Source organism: Paracidovorax valerianellae (genome assembly GCF_900102625.1).
GTDB classification, from domain to species: domain Bacteria; phylum Pseudomonadota; class Gammaproteobacteria; order Burkholderiales; family Burkholderiaceae_C; genus Paracidovorax; species Paracidovorax valerianellae.
This window is the reverse complement of record NZ_FMZC01000002.1, coordinates 177932-200980: the sequence shown is the minus strand read 5'-3', so window position 1 is coordinate 200980 and position 23049 is coordinate 177932. Positions and strand designations below refer to the sequence as shown.

Here is a 23049-nt window from a genome sequence, read left to right as displayed (position 1 = left end):
GGCGGTCGGACCGCCATTAGACGCTCACGGAAGCAGCGATGCGCGCAACGTCACGACCGCTTCCCTAGTGCCTTTTAGGCTAACCCCAGGCGCAGTTTCACCTTGCCTGCGTCTATGCCGCATTGATGTGGCTTGCGAACCAATCCAGCACCACTTTCGGATTACGACCGAAATAGTTGTAGCCCTCGAAACGCTGATCCGTACCTTCGATCCAAAACATCTGCTTGTCCTTGGCCGCCATCAAGTCGTGGATTTCCTGCACGCTGGATACCCTGGTCGAAGAGTCCAAGCGCACCTGCGCCACAAGCGTTGGAATCGTGACAGATTTTGAATATTCTATTGGCCAGGCGTCAGTGAAGTGGTACCCGGTCCGCTTGAAAAACGCCGCGTCGAGCCGGTCGTATCCATTTTCTATTTTCAGGTTTTCAGCAGCTTTTCCTACGAACACTCCGGGCAGTGATGGTTGCAGGGCAATCATCGCCTTTATGTGGCTGAACTCGTTGGGATGTTTGTGCATGCCGACGATCGTCGAGTTGGCACCGAGACAACGGCTATAGAGAGCCGTCTTCATGTCCTTTGTGTCGGGGCGTGACTTCGCGTAGCGCATTGACCCAATGACGTCGCGATATTCAAGAACACCGTGCCCATTGACGCCGCCACTGCCCGTGCCGCTACGGCCATGATTGCGCATGTCGTAGGTAATGATGTTGTAGCCTGCATCGTGCAGAATCTTGTATTCGGGGAGAAAGTTCACCTCGAAACCACCAAAGTTTTTCCACGGATCCATGTGCCCCGGATATCCATAGCGATTGCAGGGCATCGGGTGATTCATGATCAGCAAACGATCGGAGTCGGCCGGAATGAACCAGCCCTCGATCGTTATCCCGTCCAACGCGGGGAAGAAGATTTCCTCGTACTCCATGCCGTATTGATCGGGCCACCTAAGAATCGGCGTGCGGGTCGAATGGGCCATCAAATCGGCCAAACCATCGATGAACGCTTCAGAATTTGTGTCGAGGGCAGCAGCAGCGGCAGGAGTGGAGGTTGGGTTTTCTGCAGCCTGTGCGGCTGACGATGCGGCGGCTAAAAGGGGAAGTGCCGCCAAGGACGCGCTCGTTGTCAGCAGTTGTCGACGGCTATGCGAAAAAGCAACATCTGGTGGGGTGGTTATTTTGTCCTGATTGCTCATACTGAACTCCTTTAATGCAAATTTAATATCTATTTTAAAGCAGAAATTTACGGAATTCACGCGACCTTTCGAACGTTGAACCACCCTGTCGTGACTCCAATAACGCTCCAGAGTTTGGCTGGGATTGCCAAACGAGGCACGTCAGCCGCAGAGACATCAAGGGAGACCGCGCCTTGCGCCTCGCCTCGCGCGAAACTAACCCAATCGGGATTCATCACCAACCCTTGGCCGATGGCCGCCAGGGAAATCCCAGCAGCAATCGCTTGCTCGGCTTGCGCTGGTGTCCTGATCCGGCCCGCCATGATGAGTGGGATGCGCCCGGCAAGATGGTCACGCACAACTTCGATGATCCTGGGGCCGCTGGGCGCATCGACTGGCCGAGCTCCAAGCGCGTCTCCCAACGACACGTGCAGATAGTCGATACCGCCATCTATCAAGCGGTCGACAAGCGTGAGCGATTCTGCAATACGCAAGCCATCTTCATGCGGCTCGTCGAGTGTGATCCGGTAACCCAATACGAAGGGACCACTGGCATGGTCGGCGATGGCCGTGCGAACCGCCTCGACGACGGCCAGAGGAAAACGCATGCGGTTTTCTAGCGAGCCGCCCCAGCGATCGGTTCGCTGGTTGAAATGGGGAGACAAGAAATTCTGCAGCAGGAAGGCATGCGCACCGTGAAGTTCGACGCCATCGAAGCCCGCTTCGATGGCACGGCGGGTCGCCTCACCGAAGGCGCGGACGATAACCTCGATTTCCTCATCGGCAAGTGCCCGCGGCATAACAGCCGGAGCCGAGGGACCAGCGTCGCCCGGGACAGCACTCGCAGCAACAATGTCCGACACAAGGTCGGGGCTGGTTTTGACGCCTGCGTGGAAGATCTGCAGGATTGCCGGTGCGCCGCCGCTTTTCGCAGCCGTTGCCAGCCGCGCCAGGCTGGGAACGAAAGTGTCGTCATAGGCGGCGAACTCGCCGGTAAATCCCATCCCATTGTTCTGGACATGCGTGCAGCCGGTAATGACCAAGCCCACATCCTTTACGCGCAGCCGGTAGTAAGCCTCTTCCTCGTCCGACACAGTGCCGTCGTCATTGCCAGCCCAGGTAGTCATCGGCGCCATGACGATGCGGTTGCGCAGCAGGACGCCCTGGCCGAGCGGAAAAGGTTCGAGAAGTGTTGTTCGTTTCATTGCGGGCTATCCATCGAGTATCAGTTTGTTGGCATCGCGTGGGTGAAATCCTCAGATCGTGCTTACTGGCCATCCGTCGATGGCACGCATGTTGGCTTCGTCCATCCGCAGTCCATGCACCGTCATCAGTGCGTACTCGGATTCAAGCTCAGCAAGGTCCGTCGGTGACAGGGCGACGTTGATCGCGCCCAGGTTTTCCAGCAGATGATCCTCGCGACGCGTGCCGGGAATCGGCACGATGAAGGGCTTCTGGGCCAGCAGCCACGCCAGTGAGAGTGCGGCGGGCGTGGTGCCCTTGCGCTTGGCCACGCGTTGCAGCAAGTGCAACACCGGCAGGTTCTTCGCCAGGTTCTCCGGCGACAGACGCGGGAAGTTGGAGCGGAAGTCATTCTCGGGATTGAAGCGGGTGCTGGCGTCCATGCTGCCCGTCAGGAAGCCCTGGCCGACCGGGCTCCACGGCACGAAGCCTATGCCCAGTTCCTCGCACGCCCTTATCACGCCGTTGCCTTCGGGACCGCGGAACCAGAACGAGTACTCGCTCTGCAACGCAGTCACCGGCTGCACCGCGTGGGCGCGGCGAACGTGGGCAGCGCTTGCCTCGGACAGGCCGAAATGCAGCACCTTGCCCTGCGCGATCAGATCCTTGACCGCGCCGGCTACGTCTTCGATCGGTACGGTGGGATCAACACGGTGCTGGTAATACAGATCGATGCGGTCCGTACGCAGGCGCTTGAGCGAGCCTTCGACGGCCTTGCGGATATGCTCCGGCCGGCTGATCAAGCCGCCTTGCTCAAGATTGAAACCAAACTTGGTGGCAATCACCACTTCATTGCGGAACGGGGCGAGCGCTTCGCCAACCAGATCCTCGTTCGTATATCGGCCATAGACCTCGGCCGTGTCAAAGAAGGTCACGCCATTGGCGTGCGCGGCTCGCAGCGTGGCGATGCCCTGTGCACGATCCGCTGGCGGGCCGTAGTTGGCGCTGATGCTCATCGCGCCTGCGCCGACTTCAGATACCTCCAGATTTCCCAGCTTGCGGGTTCTCATGCGGGTGTTCCTTTGCTTAGATTGGATTGCAGGGCCCATGCCCCCGCTCGCAGCTTGTGCCTGAGCAAGCGGGGCCAGCATCGCGGCACCGGCTGCAAGTGCGGCCGAGGCCAGGAATTCCCGGCGGCCAAGGGTGCTGATTGGAGTGCTCATGTGATCACCGTGGGTTGTGTTCAAAAGGCTCGGCTATGCGAGGCATAGCAGGGTCACAGCTCGCGAAGGGCCTGTTCGCTGGAATCGATATAGCGTTCGCGCTGGAGCGCGCCGAAACGGCCATAGGGATAGTCATCGGGCGCCGGTGCGCTGACCGCGGACAGTTTTGCCGTCATCTCGGCGTCGAGCACCAACTCCGCCGCGCCTAGGTTGTCGCGCAGTTGCTCCATGGTCCGCGCACCAACAATCGGGGCGGTCACCGAGGGTTGATTCATGACCCAGCTCAGCGCGACCTGGCTCGGCGTGGCGCCAATTTGCTCGGCGACTTCTCTGACCATGTCCACTGTCGCCCACTTTTGGTCGTCGTCGTGGATCTGCCTAGCCTGATGCTGGTTAAAGGGATTATCGGAAGCAAGGCGCCCGCCGTCCCCGGAGTTGGTGCCGCGTATGTATTTTCCGCTCAGGAAGCCGGCAGCAAGCGGCGACCAAGGAAGCAGGCCGATCTGGTTATGAAGGGCAGCGGAAACGACCTCAAACTCGATTTCCCGATAGATCAGGTTGTATTGCTGCTGTAGCGTGATCGGGACCTGAAGTCCCATTGCCCGTGCGGTCGAAAGAACCAGTTGTAGCTGCCAACCGGTGAAGTTGGACAGACCCACATAGTGAATTTTCCCCGCACGCGCGGCTGCATCCAGAAAAGAAAGCGTCTCCTCGACGGGCGTCAGCGGATCCCAACCATGCATCTGATAGAGGTCGATGGACTCCACACCCAAGCGGCGTAGCGAGGTGTTGAGGGCGCGGTGGAGGTGCGGGCGGGAGGTGCCGGCATCGTTTACGTCGGGCCCGGTTCCGAACCGGGCCTTGGTCGCAATAACGAGGCGACTTGTGGCGTCCGCGCGGCTCGCCCGCCAACGACCGAGAAGTTCTTCCGACGCGCCGCCGCCATAGACGTCAGCGGTGTCGATCATGTTGCCGCCCGCCTCAAGAAAGGCGTCAAGGATGGCGAATGCCTCATCTTCGGGAGTCTCGGTCCCGAATCCCATCGTACCCAGAATCAGATTCGATACGGAAAGGCCTGAATTTCCGAGCTTGCGATACTTCATGGTCATTGCTCCGATTTATCGAGCTTGGCCCCGACCGCGGACGCGATGAGAGCATTTCGTGAAGCTACGATAGATCGTCGGGTATTAACCGACTAGACTGCTTATTTCGAATGTCCTTAGAAGTCTATTTTCTTAATGCAGGCGACAGCGACTGTCAGCTCAGCTCGTACTCAGATCACTTGCTGCGATAACGAAGCGCATCCAAGACTAGTGCAAACGCAGGCGATTGCTGGCGACGGCTTGGGTAGTAGAGGTGATACGCGGGCCGCGGCGGCGACCAGTCGGCCAGAACTTGGACCAGGGTGCCGTCCTGTAGCGCCGCATCCACCTGGTCTTGCGGAAGATAGGCGAGGCCAAGTCCGTCCAGTGCGGCCTGCTGCATCATTCTCAGAGAGCTGAAAGCAGCCCGCCCGTCGATGCGCACCTTCAGCTCTCGCGCGCCTTTAAAGAACTCCCATACGTAATAGCCGCCGTGAGTGGGCAGGTGCAGCCTCAAGCAACTGTGCTCTGTTAGCTCGTTGGGGGTGAGAGGCCGCTTCCTACCGGCAAAGTAGGTGGGCGCTCCGACCACCGCAAAGCGGAAGTCGCGAGCGATCGGAACCGAGATCATGTCCTTGTCCACCTGGTGGCCCAGCCGTACGCCTGCGTCGTAGCGGTCCGCAACTATGTCCTTCAGCGTGTATTCGCTGATGATTTCCACATTGATGTCGGGATAGTCGAGAAGCAAAGGCGCGAGCTTTGGCCAGAGGATGGTCTCTGCGGCGTGCTCGACGGTAGTGATGCGTACGGTGCCCGCAGGCTTATCGCGCATGCTGCTGAGCGCAGCGATCTCGGTTTCGATTTCGTCAAAGTGGGGCCCGATGCGGTTGAGCAGACGTTCGCCCGCCTCGGTGACCGAGACACTGCGCGTTGTACGCGTGAGCAATCTCACGCCCAGCCGGGCTTCGAGCGTCCGAACGGTGTAGCTCAGCGCTGATTGCGAGACCCCCAACTGGGCTGCCGCTTTGGTGAAGCTTTGTTCGCGCGCGACTGCAATGAAGGCCACGTAATCATTGACGTTCTCTCGACGCATTCATAACTCCAGTTTCTAAGTCTATGCAGATATTACCGTCTTATAAGGCAGTCAGGGTTGCGGTATGGTCGAATCCAATGGGCTGACGTCTACCCAACGAAGCATCTGCTGTTCTGCCATTCGACATAGCTGGCGAACACTTCCAGTGTGCGACCGGGCGTTTAAGTCTCGGAACATCGCAACAGCACACGCCCCGCGCCCGTGGAGGCGACACCGTGACAAAGGAACGAAGGTAGTTTTATGACTGACAAGAAGGTTTGGTTTGTCACCGGCACCAGCCGAGGGCTGGGCACCGAGATTGCCCGGCAGGCACTGAACGCGGGGCATTGCGTCGTCGCGACAGGACGCAACGCGGACAGTGTGCTCAAGACAATTGGGGCACACGACAATTTGCTGGCCATCGCTCTGGACGTCACCGACCCCAATGCCGCGACGACCGCAGCGCAGGCTGCCGTTGATCGCTTCGGCCGCATTGACGTGCTCGTCAACAACGCGGGCAACTTCTACGCTGGCTATTTTGAAGAAATCAGCGATGCCCAATTCCGGGCGCAGATGGAGACCAACTTCTTCGGTCCATTGAACGTGACGCGCGCCATCCTGCCAATCCTGCGCAAGCAGCGCAGCGGTCAGGTGATCACCGTCACGTCCACCGCCGCTCTGATCGGCATGGAGTTCTGCGCCGCTTATGCGGCTTCGAAGTTCGCGCTCGAAGGCTGGATGGAGTCGCTGCGTTACGACGTGGCGCCTTATGGCATCAAGGTGATGGCGGTCGAGCCGGGCTTCTTCCGCACCGAGCTGCTGGTTGAGGGTTCTTCAACGATCTGGCCGGAACTTTCGATCAACGACTACGCCGAGCGCACGGCGCAGACGATCACCGCATGGAAAGGCATGAACGGCCAACAGGGCGGCGATCCGGCCAAGCTCGCGGCCGCGCTGGTGAAGTTGTCTGGCTCTGATGAGCTCCCGTTACGCTTCGTGGCCGGCGCCGACGCCATGGGAATGGTCGAGGCCAACCTGAAGGCCATCCAAGCACAGATCGACGCGCAGCGGCCTCTGTCGGCATCGCTGTCCTTCGATGCAGCCGCATGACCTTGTAAAAAATATCTGTTGAATAAGGTGCATTCATGACTTCGAAACTGGCCGGGACCGTTGCGATCGTGACCGGCGCGAGCAGCGGCATCGGGGCGGCGACGGCACGCCGTCTGGCCATGGCGGGCGCGTCCGTGGCTCTGCTGGCCCGTCGTCAAGACCGGTTGGATCTACTTGTCACCGAAATCGAAGCTGCAGGGGGCACGGCGTTCTCCGTTCCTTCCGATATTGCCGATCAGACACAGGCGACGGCCGCCGTCCAAACAGTCATCGACCGGTTCGGCCGGATCGATATTCTGATCAACAACGCCGGCCTCATGCTCCTGGGGCCAATTGTCGGCGCGGACGTAGAGGAATGGGAGCGGATGCTGGCCATCAATGTGCGTGGCCTGCTCTACATCACCCACGCAGCCCTGCCGCATCTGCTGACTGCGGCAGCCGACGGGCCGCGGAACGTTGCCGACGTGGTGAACATCAGCTCAGTCGCTGGACGGAGGGCTTCGGCACTGTTTGGCGTCTACAACCTGACCAAATTCGGCGTGAATGGGTTCACCGAGTCGCTTCGCCAGGAAATCACCCAGAACCACGTCCGTGTCGGAGTGCTTGAGCCAGGCGCGGTGGCTACCGAATTGGGATCGCACAACAATGATCGCGTGCAGACCGAGATGCTTGAGCCGTTCAATGCGCAGCATCAGGTGCTCCAGGCGGACGACATTGCCGACGGTATCGAATTCATGGTGACCCGCCCGCGTCACGCTTCGATCGCAGAACTTTTCATCATGCCCACCGACCAGGTCACATGAGTTTGCCGATGGTCGCTGGGGAGTACCTCTTGCTCATAGCCGCAGCGGCGGGCGGTTTTTCAGCCGGAAGGGTAAAGGTCGAACTTGATAGCAACAGAGCATGTATCTGACGCTCTAGAGAGAGAAGATATGGCAGATCGTTCAGTCACTCAGCCGATTACCAGCAATGCTGTCACTTATGAGGGCCTCGGCGGTCCTGAGGTCATCAAAATCATGGAGCGGACGGTTCGGGCGCCCGCCGCCGACGAGGTCCGCATCGAAGTGAAGGCGGCAGCGGTCAATCCGACCGACATCCTTTCCCGCACGCCAGGCTATGGCAAGCCCAACGAACACTTCGTGCCGGGCATGGATGCGGCGGGCGTCATTGAGTCTGTAGGGCCTGGCGTGACTCGCCTGCATGTTGGCCAGATCGTAATGGCAGCCGTTTTACCACGTCGGCCGGAAGGCGGCGCGCAGGCGCAATATATCGTAGTGCCCGCTGCCTCGGTCGTGCCGATACCCGACGGTGTCTCCCTGGCAGAGGCTTCCACCTTGCCGATGAACGGATTGACAGCGCTTGGCGCGCTGGAGCTTGCGTCGCTGGAGAAAGGTCAGGCTCTTGCCGTGAGCGGCGGCGCGGGGCTCCTGGCTCACTACGCTATCGCGGCGGCGAAGCGGCGGGGGTTAAGGGTTATCGCTGACGCGAAGCCGGAAGAAGCCGATCTGGTGCGTAGCTACGGCGCGGATGTAGTGGTCGAACGTGGTCCCGGCTTTGCGGACGCAATCCGTCGAGAGGTGCCCGAAGGTGTCGATGCATTGCTTGATACGGCGCTGCTAGGAGAAAAGGCCTTCGGCGCAATCCGCGACGGTGGTGTCTATATCCCGGTCCGCGGCTGGAAGGACAAGCTGGGCGAACGAGGGATCGTGATCAGGCCTTTTTTCGTGGATACGGTACTTCAGCGGACGGACTGGCTTGAACTGCTTCGCGATATGGTCGCAGCCTCACAGATCAAGTTGCGTGTGACTGGAGAATACGCGCCGCACCAAGTCTCCGATGCCCAGCGCAGCGTTGAGGCTGGCGGGCTTCGAGGCCGCCCCGTGATCTCGTTCTAGAGCGGTTCGCGATCAGCCTGGATCGTATCCCGCGAACAGGCCGTTAGCAGAGCACTGACTGGCCAAACAGGCGCATTCCGGCATGGTCGTGGTGCCAGATAGATAGACGCAGCCCGCGAACCCGCCGGCGGAACGCGGGTGCACGAATGCTGTCGCTTGGACTACTGGGTGTCTTTCTTGCGCTGCTCGATCTGCAACCGCGCCCGCTCGGTCGCCTGCTGCAACCGTTCGCCCAACATTGCACGCGGCGGCAAGGTGGTCAGGTACTCGGCGACGTGAATACCGGACTTGTCCAACTCCAGCAACTCGATCTGCTCGGACTTCTTACCAGTGCAGAGGATGATCCCCAGCGGCGAAGCTTCTTCCGGCTCCCGCTCATGCTTGTCGAGCCAGCGAAGGTAAAGCTCCATCTGCCCTTTATAGGACGCCTTGAACTCGCCGATCTTCAACTCCACCGCCACCAGCCGCCGCAGCTTGCGGTTGTAGAACAGCAAATCAAGGTGGAAGTCCTCGTCATCAATCTGGATGCGCTTCTGCCGAGCGAGGAAGGAAAAGCCCACGCCTAGTTCCAGCAGGAAGGATTCCATTTCGCGGATGATGGCCGCCTCTAGGTCGCCTTCCTGCCAGGTGTCCCGCAGCCCCAGGAAGTCGAGAATGTACGGGTCGCGCATGAGCAGCGCCGGTGTCATGCGTTGCGCATCGCGCAGGGTTGCCAACTCCTGCGCAATCGTTTCGTCCGGCTTTTTGGATAGTGCCGTGCGCTCGTACAACATCGAGTCGATGCGCTCGCGCAGCGTCCGCACACTCCAGCGTTCGGCACCGGCCATCTGCGCGTAGTAGTCCCGCTGGAGCGGGTCTTTCAGCGGGATCAACGCGATGAAATGCGTCCAGCTCAATTGTCGTATCAGTGATACGACAATCTGCTCGTCGGGAAAGGTGGCGGCGAACTGCACCATGCGGCGCAGGTTCTTGACTGCAAAGCTGCTTCCATATTCCTTCACCAACTGCGCCGCCAACGTCAACACAACCTCCTCACCGTAATCGGCCCGCCGGCCCTCCAAGACCTGCGTGTGGATGCGCTGGCCGATGCGCCAGTAGAGCATCGTCAGCTCGCTATTCACTGCCGAGGCGGCGCGCTGCCGCGCCGCCTCGATCAGCACTCGAATGTCGCCCAACAGCACCGCCGGCGCTGCGGGCGAAGATGCGGATACCTTGTGCCTGGTCATGCTGTCGCCTCCGCTGGAGGTTGCTTGGCGCCGGTAATCGTCTTGCGCCGGTTCGCCACCAGTTCGGCCGCCTCGCGCACCGGATCGTCCTCGGTATGGACATAGCGCATGAACATCACGACGGTCTTGTGCGCCGTCAGCGCCATGCCGACCTTGACCGGGATACCTGAATTGGCAATGTCGGTCGCAGAGCGATGGCGGATGCCATGCGTCCCAACGTGCGTCGCGCCCGCCGCCTTGAGAGCGCGGCACCAGCCGCCGTAATACTCGCCCGTGGTCAGGTGCTGCCCCGGATGGCGCGGCGACGGCAGCACATAGAGATTGCCTTTCTGCCTCGGTGCCGTCGAAAGCAACCGGTAGGCTTCCTCGCTCATGGGCTTGGACATGACGCCGGTCTTGCTGTCGGGCCAGACGACGCGTCGATTCTCCAGATCGACCCATTCCCATTCGAGCGTGACGATTTCGGAGCGGCGGGCGGCGAACTCGAATTGCAGGCGAATCGCCAGCGGGATGACGTAGTTCTCAAACTTTTCGGCCTCTATCTTGTCGAGCTGCCGGAACAGCTTGCCCATGTCCTCGTCGCTGATGAGGTGGGTGGACTTGCCGGCAGGGAACATCGGGACGTGGCGGCAAGGATTGGTGCCGTCTGGCCGATAGCCCCACACCTCCGCCATGTTGAACATCTTGCGCAGGATGCTGAACGCCTTGTTGGCCTCTGTCTGCTTGTATGAAAGCTTTTCCATCAGCCCGGCAACGTCCGGCCGCTTCACGTCGTGAACCTTCTTACGGCCCAACAGTGGGATGATGCAGCGGTTGATGACGCCTTGATAGCCGACTCGGGTGCTGGGCTTGTTGCGCTTCCTGGAGTAGTCGTCCATGAACTTCTTGCACAACTCCTCAACGGTGGGTGCCTTGCGCGCCTCTGCCTTTTCTGCTGCCGGATCGCCGCCCCGGCGCACCTGAGCCAGCCATTCCTGTGCCAGTGACCGAGCCTGTTCGACGGTCAGCTCGCCGAACAGACCCAAAGCCGGCTTGCGTCGCTCGCCGGCGTTCGTCCGGTACTGGAGCATGAATACCTTGCGACCGGCCGGCGTAATCTTGCACAGGAAGCCGGGAACGAGGGTGTCGCGCAGCTCGACGGCTTGCGCTTGGCGTTGTGCCGCATCGACTGCGGACTTGGTGAGCTTGATCTTAGCCATGATGACTCCTCGGAAAGACCCGATTCCCAGGAGCCCCGTAGGAGCCAGTAGAAGAGAAGCCGGGTCAAGTTTCAGAAAGCACCGGCATATGTTGAACTCGCCTAAGTCCTTGATAAACCTGCTACATAGGGCTATGGCGTAGTCCAGCAAAGTGCGGTGCTGGAGTCATCCTGAAATAAAAAAGGCCGCCGCGTACTTTGCCAAGGGGTAAAGGCAAAGTACCTCTTCATGCAAGTCCACCGCGAAGAATTCAGGGTGTGCGCGATGTGCCGGGTTTTGCGGGTGAACCGGGCTGGATACTACGCGTGGCTAAAGTCGCCTGACAGTGAACGCGCCAAGGAAGACGAACGCCTGCAGGGGCTGATCAAGCACCACTGGTTGGCCAGCGGCAGTGTCTATGGGCATCGCAAGATTGCCAAGGATCTACGCGATCTGGGTGAGCGTTGCAGTCGCCATCGGGTGCATCGATTGATGCGCGCCGATGGGCTGCGTGCCCAGGTGGGCTATGGCCGCAAACCGCGCTTCCATGGCGGAACGCCGTGCATGGCGGCAGCCAACCTGCTGGATCGGCAGTTCGACGTGACCGAGCCGGACACGGCCTGGGCGAGCGACTTCACCTTCATCCGGACGCATGAAGGCTGGATGTACCTGGCTGTGGTGATCGATCTGTTTTCCAGGCAGGTCGTCGGCTGGGCGATGCGCGATCGAGCCGATACCGAGTTGGTCGTGCAGGCCTTGCTGTCGGCGGTGTGGCGGCGCAAACCCAGCGCTGGTTGCCTGGTTCACTCGGACCAAGGGTCGGTCTACACCAGCGATGACTGGCGCAGTTTCCTGGCGTCCCATGGCTTGGTGTGCAGCATGAGTCGGCGTGGCAACTGCCATGACAACGCACCGGTGGAGAGCTTCTTTGGTCTGCTCAAACGCGAGCGAATCAGGCGGCGGATCTACCCCAACAAGGACGCCGCACGCGCCGAGGTGTTCGACTACATCGAGATGTTCTACAACCCACAACGCCGTCATGGTTCAACTGGCGACCTGTCCCCTGTAGAGTTTGAACGGCGCTACGCGCAACGAGGGTCTTGAGTGTCTACGGAACCCTGGGCGTATCAATCATCAGGCGTTCGGCCACTGCACAGACCGTAGTGGTTGCCGTGCAGTCCTCGCAAGAGACTACGCGCAAAAAATCCGACAATCGCTGTGCAGACGGCGGCTTGGTACAGCAGGGTCACCGCAATCGTTCCCACCGTGTATGCACCCAGGCGAAGGAACGAGCTGTCTGCTGTTGCTGCAATCAGCGCTGTAAACACCAGAAGCGGTAGTGCTGTAGCCAAGAGCAGGGCAAGCACGGTCTTTCCCCGTGCAAAACTGCGGACTGACAGCACAGTCATTCCGGTGATGAGTAGCACCAGCCCTACGGAAATCGCAACGTGCTTCCATTCGCCGGCGATGGGAAGGAGGGCGTCAATGAACGGGTACAGCAGCAGGCTGCCCAATAGGATGCCGATTCCCACGGAGGTCTTGTACATGCGGATGAGACCGCCTAGAACCGCCTGCACCGCTTCACGCGGATCTTTGTTCAACATACTCACCAGCACGGCGAAATGTCGTCGGACGCTTGGAGCGGGCTGGAAGAGAGTGAACAGCTTGGAGCGATGATCGGCTGTGATCTTCTCGCTCAGCAGATCAGGCAGCTTCGTCAGCGTGTCGAAGGCTTGCGGATTGCCATGGTGCACGCCGTACTGGGCAGCAGCGCAGGCGCTTGCCGCGATGGCACCTGCGGACGTGCCGCCGATATTTTTGAACTGGTACTTCGATGCAAGCCGGGCAATCAGCTTTGGATAGATCACTCCACTGGTGATCCCACCTTTCATTACAAGGTCGCAGTACTCCACCATGACGCTTCCCCCCATGTGTGTTGTGCCAGTCCGCATACCAAGACTCGCCGAGCCCGGCTTCGCATTGCGAGGCACTACTTTTGACCGATAGTGTTGCACCCCGAAATGCTTTGCCAGATCGAGACTAACCCTGCCGCATGCAGCTCAGGGGAGATTGAGCGGCACACTCGATCCCCCATATGGCACCGCATTGGAAGGCTCTCTTGCAGGCGTCGACGGAGGATAGCCCGACCGAACACGGTAGTGAGCGTGTTGCTTGTCACGCACCCCAAATGTCTACTTCTCGGAGTGCGTCAGCAGGTCCATCGCTGAAAGCAGTGCATCGCCTTCGATCGGCCCGGCCAATGCCATTGCCTTGCCCGTACGGCGATCCTGCAGCTGCAACGAAGGGGTCCCGCTCACCCGTGCGCGTTGCGCTTCCTCGGTTTGCTGCTGCACAACCTCCTGCGGGCGTGGACTGCCCAGGCACGCCTGCAGCGCTGGCGTCATGCCAGGATAGGTAGCACCGGCCTGCAGACCTTGGCCTTCACCCTGCGTGTGTCCGTAAATCCACTCCACAGCCTTCCAGAAACCCACCTGTCCTTCGACCTCTCCCGCGCACTCGGCCAGGCGCGCCTCATTCCCAGCGGCCGGCTCGTGCATGGCCAGCGGCAAGTGGTGCCACTGCAGGTTCACGTCCGGGTTCGCATTGATCCACCGCTTGAGTTGCGGAAAATACCCCTGGCAGTACGGGCACTCCAGGTCCGCGTACAGCGTGACCGTGAAGCGTGCATCGGCCCGCCCATGGATCCACGGCGGTCCCGGCGGCAGCGGTGGTGCCGCTGTCGTGGTGGATGCAGGCGTCGTGCCCTGCCGGGGAGCAAGCGGCCAGACCGCCAGCGCGATCGCCGCCACCACCAGCACGGCGGCCAGGACCGTCGGCCATTCCAGGCGCCGAAGGAGGGCGCACCAACGGGAAAAACGCCGCATGTCTGGTCTCCGGTTCAGCCCAGCGCATCGAGCGACAGCGGCTCGATCCCGCGCGCCCGGTCGATCTTCTCCGCCACGCGCAGCGCTGCCTCCAGTTCGCTGATCCCGTGCTGCTGCATCAGCGCGAAGCGCTCGGCTTTCTCTTCCGGTTCGGTCATCGCGAGCGCCAGATACAGGCTGGGCGGCACCGCACGGAACAGCAGCTCCATCGACTTCGACAGCACCACGCCCTCGGTGAACTTGCCCGCTTCCTTGCGCGCCGACAGCATCAGCGCCTTCTGCGCCGCGTTGAGCTCGCGAAACCGCGCGATCTTCTCGACCTCGTCCGGCGGCATGGACAGGCAGATCCACCACTCGATCATGTTGAGCATGGGTTCCGCGGCCCGGGGCAGGTCGTCCAGGTTCTGGGTCGCCAGCCAGTACCAGGCGCCGAGCTTGCGCCACATCTTGGTGATCTTGACCACGTAGGGCGCCAGCAGCGGGTTCTTGGTGATGATGTGGCCTTCGTCCGTCACGTTGATGATCGGCCGGCCCAGGAACTGGTCGCGCTCGGCGAGGTTGTTGACGGTGTTGATCAGCGAGATGTAGGCGATCGACAGCTGCGCGTTGTAGCCCTCGCGCGCAAACGTCGCCAGATCCACGATGGTGATGTCGGCCTCCGGCCAGGGCGTGCCGGGGCGGTCGAACATCTCTCCGTCGACCCCCTGGCAGAACATGTCCATGGCATCGGCCATCTCCAGCAGCCGTGTGCGCCGGCTTTCCGGCAAGGTGGTGTCGCTTGCGCGCTCGCGCAGCGCGTCGCGCACGTCGCGGGTCAGCACCGTGCGTGCCTGCGACGCGCACCGGCGGGCAGCATCCAGGATGCACTGGCGAATCAGGCTGCGGTCGGCGCGTGTCATGCGTGCCTCCTCCTTGTCCTCGCCGCCGGTGATCATCAGGCGGGCGGTGATCTCCAGTTCCCCGAGCACGTCGCGTTGTTCGTCGTGATCGAGAGCGGGGCCTGAGGCCTCCGGATCCTCGTCCAGTGCATCGGCGTCCAGGGTCTGCACCTGGCTCGGCGTCTCCACGAGGCGCCGCGCATCCGCGAACGGCGCGAGGCTGACGCCGGCGCCGGGAGCGAGCTTGACTCGATGCACCGTCAACCCGAGACGTTTGGCGAAATCGCCGAACAGGCCGAAGCTGTTGCCGGCTTCCACCACGAAGAGCCGCGGCCGGTAGATCGCCATCACCTGGTTGAGCAGGTTGTTGAGCGTGGCGCTCTTGCCCGAACCCGTCGGGCCGAACAAAAAAAGATGGGCGTTCATCTGCCGGTCCAGGCGGTTGAGCGGATCGAAGGTCACGGTGCCGCCGCCGCGGTTGAAGAGCGTGATGCCCGGATGGCCCGTGCCCTGGCTGCGGCCCCACACGGGCGCCAGGTTCGCGGCGTGCTGCACGAACATCAGCTGCGTGTACCACTTACGCGTGTCCTTGGCCGGATCGAACACGCAGGGCAGCCAGCGCAGGTAGGTGTTGAGCGGCGCCACCTCGTCGTCCTCGCGCACCGGCTGCAGGCCGGCGCCGAGCATCACGTTGGCCAGCTGCACGCCGCGCTCGTCCAGCTGTGCCATGTCCCGCCCGCGCAGGTAGAAGGCGAGGGCGCCGTGGTAGAGCTTGTGGGCGCTGCCGATCAGCCCTCGCGCCTCCTGCACGTCGCGCCGCGTCTGCTCGGAGGCCAGCGTCTCGCCCACCGCCTTGCGTGCCAGGTGGTTGAGGTGGGATTCGAGCACGTCCTGCGGCGTGGCGACCAGCGTCAGGCAGATCACCGTGTCCTCCGGCATCTGGTCGAACAGCGCATTGACCGCATCGCCGCCCTTGCGCGTCTCGCCGGTGAGGTGGCCCGTGCCTGGTGCGCTGCGCAGCCGGTCCATCACCACCGCACGGTGCGGCATGCCGTCGAACCACCAGAGCCCGTTGGTGACATCGGAGCGCGGCGCGCCGAAGAAAAGGCGCTGCGCGAAGTCGGTGCCGCTGGCCAGTTCCAGCTCGCCTTCTTCCCGCTCTTCGGGATAGCGGGTTAGGGCATAGAAGCGCTCCCGGTCTGCGGCCGTGTCGCCCAGCAGCGCGGGGCAGGGGTTGAACCAGCGCAGCAGCCAGGCGTGGATGTCGGCCGCGCCCAGGCGCTGCGCGCGCACGCCCGCGTTGGACAGGCCGCCCTGCAGCCGGTCGCACACCGTCGCCAGGGCCTGTTCCGGGGACGGGCCGCGGCGCTGGGCGCTGGTGCCGGGCACGCGGCGGTGCACCACCATGCGCACGCGGCGTGCCTGGCCTCGCCAGGGCAGGCGCGTCACCGCCGTGTCCTCGAACAGGCCGCCCGGTTTCGCCACCGCGCGCAGGTGGTGGGCAAGAAAGCGCTGGTAGAACGCGGTGAACGCCGTGTCCCGTGCTCGCGGTTGCAGGTAGGCGTCCAGGCCGCGCAGATAGCCCTCCCAGTCGGCTTCGTCCTGGGCATAGAGCTGCACCACCCACGGGTGATCGTCCAGTTCGTCGAAAGCATCCTGCAGAGCGTTCTCCAGCGCATCGCGCGCCTGCCACAGCCAGTGCATCTCGCGCCCCTCGGTGCCGATCGGCGTCAGCTCGAAGAACGCCGCCACGGAGACCCCATCGTCCAGCAGCACGCTGCGCGATCCGGGCAGGTACTCCACCCACGGCAGCATGTCCACGAACGAGGGGGCCACGCCGTAGAGCGCGCGCTCATCGGCGAGCGTGGCACGCGGCCGGCCCGGATCGCGCGCGTGGGCGCCCGGCGCTTGAATGCCGTGCGCCGCCAATTCGGCGACGTGCCGCTCCCAGGCATCCGGCCCCTCGGAATCGCTTCCAGGGGGATCGCGGCGGGCCTCGGCCCCGGCGTCCCGGCCTGTCCACGGCCAGCGCGGCCGCCGCACCATCAGTAGTCCTCCACGCGCTCGCCCGGCATGGCGTACTGGATGCGCTGGTACAAGGGGAACACCGTGCTGTAGCCGGGCACGGGCACCGGGTCGGTACCCGCCAGGTGCGGGAAGACGTACATCACCAGGTCGGGATTGGGTAGCCGGTGAAACTGCCTGTAGATCTCGTTTGCTGCGGTGCGCGTGTACGCCATGTTCTCGGCGGGCATGGCCTGCCGGTCGGCCTCGGTGAGCGGGCGGCGCAGCACCTGGCGCGCATCGAGCAGTTGCCGCGCCGCCGGGCCGTTGGCGCGGCCGCCCCCGCCGCCCCCGCCGCCCGTCTCCTGGTCCCAGACATCCCGCATGGTGCGATCGCCGTGGGAAAGCAGTGCTTCCTTGTGGGTGGCGCATCCCGTCAGCAGGGCCAGCGACAGCGCGAACAGCGCCCCCCCGGCTGCCGTGGGCTTAGTCCAGGTCCATCGCATGCGCGCCTCCGAGGGTGTGGTTGACCTTGCGCCCCTGCGCGTCGTAATCGATCTGCAAGGGCTGTTCGAGATGGATGGCGACCTGGGCGCCGGGCGGCACGTAGACGGCGGCGAACGCTTGGCCGTAGAGCTTGTTCACCCACTGCGACATCTCCTGAACGCCACCGGCCAGGATGCGGCCCATGGCTTCGTTGCCGGAGATGCCCACCGTGCCCAGGGCGCCGTTGCCGTTGCTGACCACGGCCACGTTGCCGCTGTCGCTCTTGATCAGCGAGGCGGCGCCGGCACCGGCGGCGGTGATGAGGGCCTGCGAGCCCAGATACTGCTGCGCGTTGCTGCGGCGTTCGCCGCTGACGCAGGGGATTCCGTGCGGATCGCTGATCCAGCCCAGGCCGCCCAGGATGGGGCCGTGGCCATCGGCGGCGTTACCCGTGCCCGCATTGGTGGGGTTGCCACCCCCCTGGCCCTTGTCCTCGGGCACCGTCCGGATCGTGCCGTCGCGAAACACGAAGGTCACCGAGCGGATCTGGCCGCGCACGCATGACAGCGTCCAGTCGCCGGATGCGGTGCCGCTGACCACGGCGCCCGCCACCTCCGGCAGGTCGATACCGTTGGCCGTGAGGTTGTCCGGCCCCACCAGGACCTTGAACGGATAGGGGTCGTTCACTGTCCCGTCGATGGGCACGCGCCCGATCAGGGCCGTCATCGCGACCGACCCCATGAGCGTGGCGTTGGTGGGAACCGTGTAGACGGCCTTGGCCGAGGCCTTCGTCGACGCGCCGCCATCGGCCAGGGCCGCCGCCGAGGACGGGACCGATGGGCCGCCGGCGGAATCGGCGACGCCGAAGCGCATCGGAAACCGGTCCGCCTTGCCAGTGGGCGCCGTCGCACCCTTGGCGCCTTCCGGCCGCGCATCGTCGGGCTCGATCCAGCGCACCCCGTGCGTGCCGGCGGCCGCGCCGAATCCCTTGCCGTCGCCCTCTTCGAGTCCGAGGCCGACCGGCAGGTCCGCATTGCCGTTCTTGCCGCCCATCTGGTCGAGCTTGTGCTGCAGGTCCTGCAGCAGGCCCTGGGTCTGCTGCTTGTCGCCGGCCACCTGGTCGCGCTCTTGCTGCAGGCGACTGCGCTCGCTGTCGAGCGCGGCCTGGATTCGCTGGTCGATGGCGCTCTCGCGCTGGCGCAGGCGCTCGTTCTCGGCGCGCTGGTTCTTGTTGTCGCCCAGCGAGGTCTGCAGCTCGTTGCGCAACTGCTTGACCTGCGCCACCAGCGTGGCGACCGTGTCGCGCGGTGTGTCGCCATCGATGCCGAGCGCCTTCATCTCCTCCGGGGTGAGCTGGGCCGACACCTCGCCCGATGCCGCGCGATGGGCCTTGTCCCCGGAAAACACCTGGATCCCCACGAACACCAGCAGCGCGGCCATCGGGATCATCAGCCACTTGAGCAGGCCGTTACTTTGCATGCGGGTCTCCCGGGGATGGCGCCGCATCCGCCTCGTTGCCGGAAGCGCGCGGCAGGTTCTGCGCGGCGTCGATGCGGCTGATGCGCGGCAGCAAGGCGTCGGCCAGGCCACGCCCGCGCGTCACCAGGTACAGCACCGTGGTATCGGTCGGATCGCCCGCCGGTCCCAGGCCCGGGTGCTGGAAAGTCGCTGCCACGAAGTCGCCCAGCAGCGTGCGCGGATCGAGGTCGATCCAGCGCGGCGAGGTGTTGGTCAGTCGGACTGCGGTGACCCATTGGTCTTCCATGCGCCAGGCGGCGAGCGGCTGCGCCCGCACGGGTAGGGACGGTGCCAGGGTGTCCAGGTCCAGGCCGCGGCGCAGGGTGGCCTGCGTGACCCCGCGCACGGGCTCCACGGTGCGCAAGGGCGCGTACAGGTTCTGGGCGGCGTAGCGGGTGAGCACCACCGCGATGGGGGTTTCGCGCCGGGCGGTGGATGCGGCCTCCGATGTCGATGGGGCCGTGGCATCGGCTGGCGGTTCGGTGTCGGCGGCGCCGCCTGCGCGATCGCGCGCGCCATAGCGGGGACCCGGTGCCTCGCCCTCGACGATGCGCACTGGCTCCAGCGGCGCCTGTCCGTCCTTCGCCGGCTCGGCGGCGATGTCCAGCAGGATCAGCGCACCGCTGTCGGCGTCCTGCAACTGCAGGCGCGTCGGCTCGATCGCCTCGCTGGCCTTGAGGTAGATCGCGCCGCCTGCGCTCTGCACGCGCAGGCGGTCGGCGATCTCGGCCGGCACGCCGACGCGCACGTTGCGGTCGATGAAGAGGACGCGCTCCTCGCCGATGCGCAGCGGCACGGCGAGCGGCAGGCGCTCCCAGCGCAGGATCTGCAGCGCGTGGGCCGCGGGCGCGCCGCCCCACAGGACGCAGGCGCCCAGCGCCAGGGGCAGGACGAAGCGCTTCATGGATGGCCTCCGGACAGCGTGGGGGTTGGAGTGGTGGGCGCGAGCGTGGAGGGCACCGTGGTGGGGGCTGGCGCCGAGGCTGCAGGCGTGGGCGGCGCGATGCGCTGCGGCGTGCCGCTGTAGCAGTCCAGCGCCAGTCCGAACGGATTGCGCTCGGGATCGACGTCCAGGCGCACGACCTTCAGCGGATAGCGCACCAGCGCCCGCTTGACCTGCTCGCCGCCGTAGTACTCGTCGGCGCTGACGTCCAGGGTGACCACCCAATCGCGCTCGGACAGCACCTTGACCCGCAGCGCGGGGTCGTCGCCGTAGCCGCGGCCGGGCAACTCGTACAGGCCCCGCACGCGCTGGCGCAGCTCACCGTTGTTGCGCCGGGTTTCGTAGTCCTGCTGCAGCAGGGCCTGGCAGGCGGGCGTGAGGTAGGCGGACAGGGCACGCAGATTGCGCGGGTAGTCGTCCTCGCCGTTGGTCGGCCAGCGGTTGAGCTGCTGGAAGACGTAGAGGGCGAACGCATACACGCTCTCGGGCGGCACGTCCCACCACTTGCGCGTACTGCCCGAGCGCAGATCCGGCGGCACATGGATCGTGAGGTGGCGGGGCGCGTTCCACCAACCCAGGCCCAGCAGCAGCGCCAACGCGAACAGCGCCGCACCGCCACGCCGCAGGGTGGTGACGTGGGCCTGCAGGTGCGCCACTTCGTTCTTGAAGCGGCTCATGGCGTGCGGCCCCGCGGCCGGGTGCGGCGAATGCGCGACGCGCGGCGCGTGGTCCAGCCACCCGTGCGGGTCACCAGGCCGCGGCCACCGAACCGGGCGGCCCAGTGGGGATGGCGCAGCGCCAGTTGCCACTGCATCTGCCGGTACAGCCAGGTGTCGGGGCGCCCGCGCTTTTGACGGCGCAGAAGTCCGCCGCCGATGAACACACCCGCGGCGATGCCCGCCACGATCAGCGTCGGCACCATGGCCACGCTGCGCGTGAGCCAGGCCAGCGGCAGGCCCGCGATCAGCCCGGCCGCGGCGGACAGGCCCGCGCAGATCCAGAGCTCGTCGGCTGTGAGGCCGCGCACGACCACGGGCTGGCGGTTCAGGCGATGCGGCAGGAAGGCCACGAGGCCGTCGCGCGGTGTGTCAGGGAGCGCCATTACAGGATCGCCGTGGCCTTGGTGAGCAGCCAGATGCCGACTACCAGGAGCATCGCGCCCACGGCTACGGTCAGGCCGAACTGGCCCCACGTCGCGCGGCCGGTGTGGATTTCCGAGTAGCGCGTGTAGGCGTGGTAGCAGACGCCGATGAACATCGACGCCACCACCAGCAGGGCCACCAGCAACACGATGTCGTAGCCGTAGTTTTGTAAGGTTTTGAGGATGCCGCTGCCGGCACCGCGCGAGGGGTCCTCCATGGTGGGCAGACCCGAGGCGCGTGCCGCCGGGGGCAGCGGCAGGAGGGTGGTCGCGAGCGCGGTGCCAGCGATGCTCGCAGCACGGCAGCGAAGGCGGGTGGGGAGGTTCATGGCAAATCCTTGGCGGTCATCAGGAAAGCAGGAAGAAGCTCAGCACCAGGTACATCGCGAGGAAGCGGGCGATCACGCCCAGGAACTGCCGTTGCGAAATCCGGTGCTCGGCCCAGCCGACATAGGCCGTGCGCAGGGCCCAGACGCCCCACAGCAGCAGGACGGCGAACACGAAGCTCAGCACCACGGTTGAAACGGCCGAGGGCGTGAAGCCGCCGTTGGCCTGGAACGCGGCGATCTGATCGGCGCTCGCGGTCATCGCGATCGCTCCTGCTGCGGTGAAGGGCTGGTGCTCTCGCGGGCGTCCTCGCGGGTGTAATGGCCCGCCAGAGACGACGGGTCGCGCGGCTGCGCGCGCTGGGGCGTGAGGTAACTGGCAAAGCCCGCTCGCATGCGGCCCACGTCGTCGCGCAGGCGGGCATAGTCGAAGTGGTATCGGGCCGGTTGCACAGCCGCCGTGGTGTCCGATGCCAGGGCGATGCGGTCTAACTGATCAAGCAGGCGGATGGCGCTCGTCAGTTGCTCGCGTTCGATGGCGGGATCGGCGTGCGCCGATGCGACGCCGCCACAAAGGAGTGCCACGGCCAGCACGCCGCACAGGGGGAGGTGGACGGGAGCGTCGTGGCTGGCCGTGGCACGCGAGGTCATGTCGGGTCTCCTTGGGCGGTGGGGAGACTCGATGCTGCGGCGGGGGGCGCCGGTACGCCGCCATCAATGGGGACAGGTCCGCCACCGCTTTGTCAGCAATTCAGGACGCTCGCGCGGTGGGCCTTGATGTTCAATAGTGATCGGGTGTGCCGGCAACCGTTTGGCGCAAATTTTTGAAAGGGACGACGAATGAATGAGCCGGTGAACCCTGTAGAAAAGCGTCTGGGCAGCTCAAAGCATGGGCAGGCGGATGCGCGGGCGTGGGTTGAGGAAGGCGACGGACTGGCCGCGACCGCGCGCTCGATCCGTGCGCGTTGGCTACTCATCAAAAGGAAAATCAAAGCAGGGAAAATCGAACGCTTGCGCCACGGTCAAATGGTTGCCCTTACCGGTAATCCCAGGGCATCGGTCCTTCTGATGGGTTACGCGGTAGAGATGTACTTAAAGGCCGGATTGGCCCAGTGGCTCACGCACTGTCCCGAAGCGCTTTTCCTGACCGACATCAGGCAGTACAGCCACGACTACAAGCGGCTGGCCGATGACCTGGGGATCGATGCGCAGATCGCACCGCGTGATCTGCTGCAATTTTTGAGCAAGGCAGTCACATTGGAAGCAAGATACCCAGCCAGCCCTCGTGAGGGTGAAACGCCCATCGATGCCACCAATCGGCGAACCAGCGATTTATGGAGCGATGCGAGATTCAAGGCCATCTGCCTGCTCGTAAAAAAGCTACGTATCCACGTGGTTCAAATGAACTCGGATCGCCGCAACCCAAGGTATTCGACGGGATTCGGCCTGGAATCAGGCGGCTACATTGTCATGCGTGTCGGTGGCCACCTTCCGTCGCGGGTGACCGTACGACCACCCGACGGTAAAGCATGGACCAACAAGAAACTCAACGCTGTACTTGAAGCCATTCCATCCATCGCAGTTCAGCAGCGCTGGCGCCAGTGTTCGATCTACCTGCACCACGCAGAAAAAGGCAGCCAACGGGTTAAGTTCAAACCATAGCTTGCAGAACTTGCTTTGATGCTGCACGGGCAAGCGGCGCAAGCCGATGCGGTGTGATGTTCGTGGTGGC

General features: G+C 63.7%; 22 protein-coding genes and 1 pseudogene. 5 read left to right on the top strand and 18 right to left on the bottom strand.

What is annotated here, in order from left to right:
- Positions 1-112 precede the first annotated feature (112 nt).
- The 5 genes from BLT03_RS03625 to BLT03_RS03605 all read right to left on the bottom strand — a co-directional run bounded on the left by BLT03_RS03625 (position 113) and on the right by BLT03_RS03605 (position 5748).
- The gene (locus tag BLT03_RS03625; protein ID WP_092740428.1) at positions 113-1189 is read right to left on the bottom strand and encodes an alpha/beta hydrolase family protein; all 1077 of its coding nucleotides are present in this window, start codon (positions 1187-1189) and stop codon (positions 113-115) included.
- Between the two features lie 56 nt (positions 1190-1245).
- Positions 1246-2373 (bottom strand): NADH-dependent flavin oxidoreductase, encoded by a 1128-nt coding sequence (locus BLT03_RS03620; protein WP_092740426.1) that lies wholly within the window; start codon positions 2371-2373, stop codon positions 1246-1248.
- A gap of 51 nt (positions 2374-2424) precedes the next feature.
- The gene (locus tag BLT03_RS03615) at positions 2425-3420 is read right to left on the bottom strand and encodes an aldo/keto reductase (protein ID WP_092740424.1); all 996 of its coding nucleotides are present in this window, start codon (positions 3418-3420) and stop codon (positions 2425-2427) included.
- Between the two features lie 206 nt (positions 3421-3626).
- Positions 3627-4676, bottom strand: coding sequence for an aldo/keto reductase (locus BLT03_RS03610; RefSeq protein WP_092741037.1), 1050 nt, complete (start codon positions 4674-4676; stop codon positions 3627-3629).
- A gap of 175 nt (positions 4677-4851) precedes the next feature.
- Complete coding sequence (locus BLT03_RS03605) at positions 4852-5748, bottom strand: LysR family transcriptional regulator (RefSeq protein ID WP_092740422.1); 897 nt, start codon at positions 5746-5748, stop codon at positions 4852-4854.
- Positions 5749-5988: 240 nt separating this feature from the next.
- Here BLT03_RS03605 and BLT03_RS03600 point away from each other — a divergent pair, with 240 nt between their 5' ends.
- The 3 genes from BLT03_RS03600 (at position 5989) to BLT03_RS03590 (ending at position 8732) form a co-directional block, all read left to right on the top strand.
- A complete protein-coding gene (locus tag BLT03_RS03600) occupies positions 5989-6837 on the top strand; it encodes an SDR family NAD(P)-dependent oxidoreductase (RefSeq protein ID WP_092740420.1) in 849 nt (282 codons plus the stop codon).
- A 35-nt stretch (positions 6838-6872) separates the two neighbouring features.
- Positions 6873-7640 (top strand): SDR family NAD(P)-dependent oxidoreductase, encoded by a 768-nt coding sequence (locus BLT03_RS03595; RefSeq protein ID WP_092740418.1) that lies wholly within the window; start codon positions 6873-6875, stop codon positions 7638-7640.
- A 129-nt stretch (positions 7641-7769) separates the two neighbouring features.
- On the top strand, positions 7770-8732 hold the full coding sequence (locus tag BLT03_RS03590) for a quinone oxidoreductase family protein (protein WP_092740416.1): 963 nt from the start codon (positions 7770-7772) through the stop codon (positions 8730-8732).
- A 161-nt stretch (positions 8733-8893) separates the two neighbouring features.
- On the opposite strand, the gene BLT03_RS03585 is transcribed toward BLT03_RS03590, so the two are convergent.
- Together BLT03_RS03585 and BLT03_RS03580 are read right to left on the bottom strand one after the other, a co-directional pair.
- Positions 8894-9958: a PDDEXK nuclease domain-containing protein gene (locus BLT03_RS03585; protein WP_092740414.1), complete on the bottom strand. Its 1065-nt coding sequence runs from the start codon at positions 9956-9958 to the stop codon at positions 8894-8896.
- On the bottom strand, positions 9955-11157 hold the full coding sequence (locus BLT03_RS03580; protein WP_092740412.1) for a tyrosine-type recombinase/integrase: 1203 nt from the start codon (positions 11155-11157) through the stop codon (positions 9955-9957). The genes BLT03_RS03585 and BLT03_RS03580 overlap by 4 nt, the downstream gene beginning before the upstream one ends.
- A gap of 177 nt (positions 11158-11334) precedes the next feature.
- Between BLT03_RS03580 and BLT03_RS03575 the strand changes: the two are divergent.
- Positions 11335-12240 (top strand): annotated as a pseudogene (locus BLT03_RS03575) (IS3-like element ISXac3 family transposase); the annotation flags it as partial.
- 23 nt (positions 12241-12263) lie between these two features.
- Here BLT03_RS03575 and BLT03_RS03570 read toward each other — a convergent pair.
- From BLT03_RS03570 to BLT03_RS03520, 11 genes are all read right to left on the bottom strand, one after another.
- Positions 12264-13067, bottom strand: a complete 804-nt coding sequence (locus BLT03_RS03570; protein WP_217640134.1) for a patatin-like phospholipase family protein — start codon at positions 13065-13067, stop codon at positions 12264-12266.
- 261 nt (positions 13068-13328) lie between these two features.
- Entirely contained in the window at positions 13329-14021 is a 693-nt protein-coding gene (locus BLT03_RS03565; protein WP_092740408.1) for a DsbA family protein, read from the bottom strand.
- Between the two features lie 14 nt (positions 14022-14035).
- Positions 14036-16945, bottom strand: a complete 2910-nt coding sequence (locus BLT03_RS03560; protein ID WP_092740406.1) for a conjugative transfer ATPase — start codon at positions 16943-16945, stop codon at positions 14036-14038.
- The gene (locus BLT03_RS03555) at positions 16945-17409 is read right to left on the bottom strand and encodes a TIGR03751 family conjugal transfer lipoprotein (RefSeq protein WP_092740404.1); all 465 of its coding nucleotides are present in this window, start codon (positions 17407-17409) and stop codon (positions 16945-16947) included. The genes BLT03_RS03560 and BLT03_RS03555 overlap by 1 nt, the downstream gene beginning before the upstream one ends.
- Positions 17390-18868, bottom strand: a complete 1479-nt coding sequence (locus tag BLT03_RS03550; RefSeq protein WP_092741035.1) for a TIGR03752 family integrating conjugative element protein — start codon at positions 18866-18868, stop codon at positions 17390-17392. Before BLT03_RS03550 ends, BLT03_RS03555 begins: the two co-directional genes overlap by 20 nt.
- The gene (locus tag BLT03_RS03545) at positions 18858-19811 is read right to left on the bottom strand and encodes a TIGR03749 family integrating conjugative element protein (protein ID WP_092740402.1); all 954 of its coding nucleotides are present in this window, start codon (positions 19809-19811) and stop codon (positions 18858-18860) included. Before BLT03_RS03545 ends, BLT03_RS03550 begins: the two co-directional genes overlap by 11 nt.
- A complete protein-coding gene (locus BLT03_RS03540; protein ID WP_092740400.1) occupies positions 19808-20527 on the bottom strand; it encodes a PFL_4703 family integrating conjugative element protein in 720 nt (239 codons plus the stop codon). The genes BLT03_RS03545 and BLT03_RS03540 overlap by 4 nt, the downstream gene beginning before the upstream one ends.
- Complete coding sequence (locus BLT03_RS03535; RefSeq protein WP_092740398.1) at positions 20524-20952, bottom strand: TIGR03750 family conjugal transfer protein; 429 nt, start codon at positions 20950-20952, stop codon at positions 20524-20526. The genes BLT03_RS03540 and BLT03_RS03535 overlap by 4 nt, the downstream gene beginning before the upstream one ends.
- Positions 20952-21320: a TIGR03745 family integrating conjugative element membrane protein gene (locus BLT03_RS03530; RefSeq protein ID WP_245711225.1), complete on the bottom strand. Its 369-nt coding sequence runs from the start codon at positions 21318-21320 to the stop codon at positions 20952-20954. The genes BLT03_RS03535 and BLT03_RS03530 overlap by 1 nt, the downstream gene beginning before the upstream one ends.
- 19 nt (positions 21321-21339) lie before the next feature.
- Positions 21340-21579 (bottom strand): TIGR03758 family integrating conjugative element protein, encoded by a 240-nt coding sequence (locus BLT03_RS03525; RefSeq protein ID WP_092740396.1) that lies wholly within the window; start codon positions 21577-21579, stop codon positions 21340-21342.
- On the bottom strand, positions 21576-21968 hold the full coding sequence (locus tag BLT03_RS03520; RefSeq protein ID WP_092740394.1) for an integrative conjugative element protein, RAQPRD family: 393 nt from the start codon (positions 21966-21968) through the stop codon (positions 21576-21578). The genes BLT03_RS03525 and BLT03_RS03520 overlap by 4 nt, the downstream gene beginning before the upstream one ends.
- A 189-nt stretch (positions 21969-22157) precedes the next feature.
- Here BLT03_RS03520 and BLT03_RS03515 point away from each other — a divergent pair, with 189 nt between their 5' ends.
- Positions 22158-22979 carry a hypothetical protein gene (locus tag BLT03_RS03515; RefSeq protein WP_092740392.1) on the top strand — a complete coding sequence of 274 codons (822 nt, stop codon included), beginning with the start codon at positions 22158-22160 and terminating at the stop codon, positions 22977-22979.
- Positions 22980-23049 lie beyond the last annotated feature (70 nt).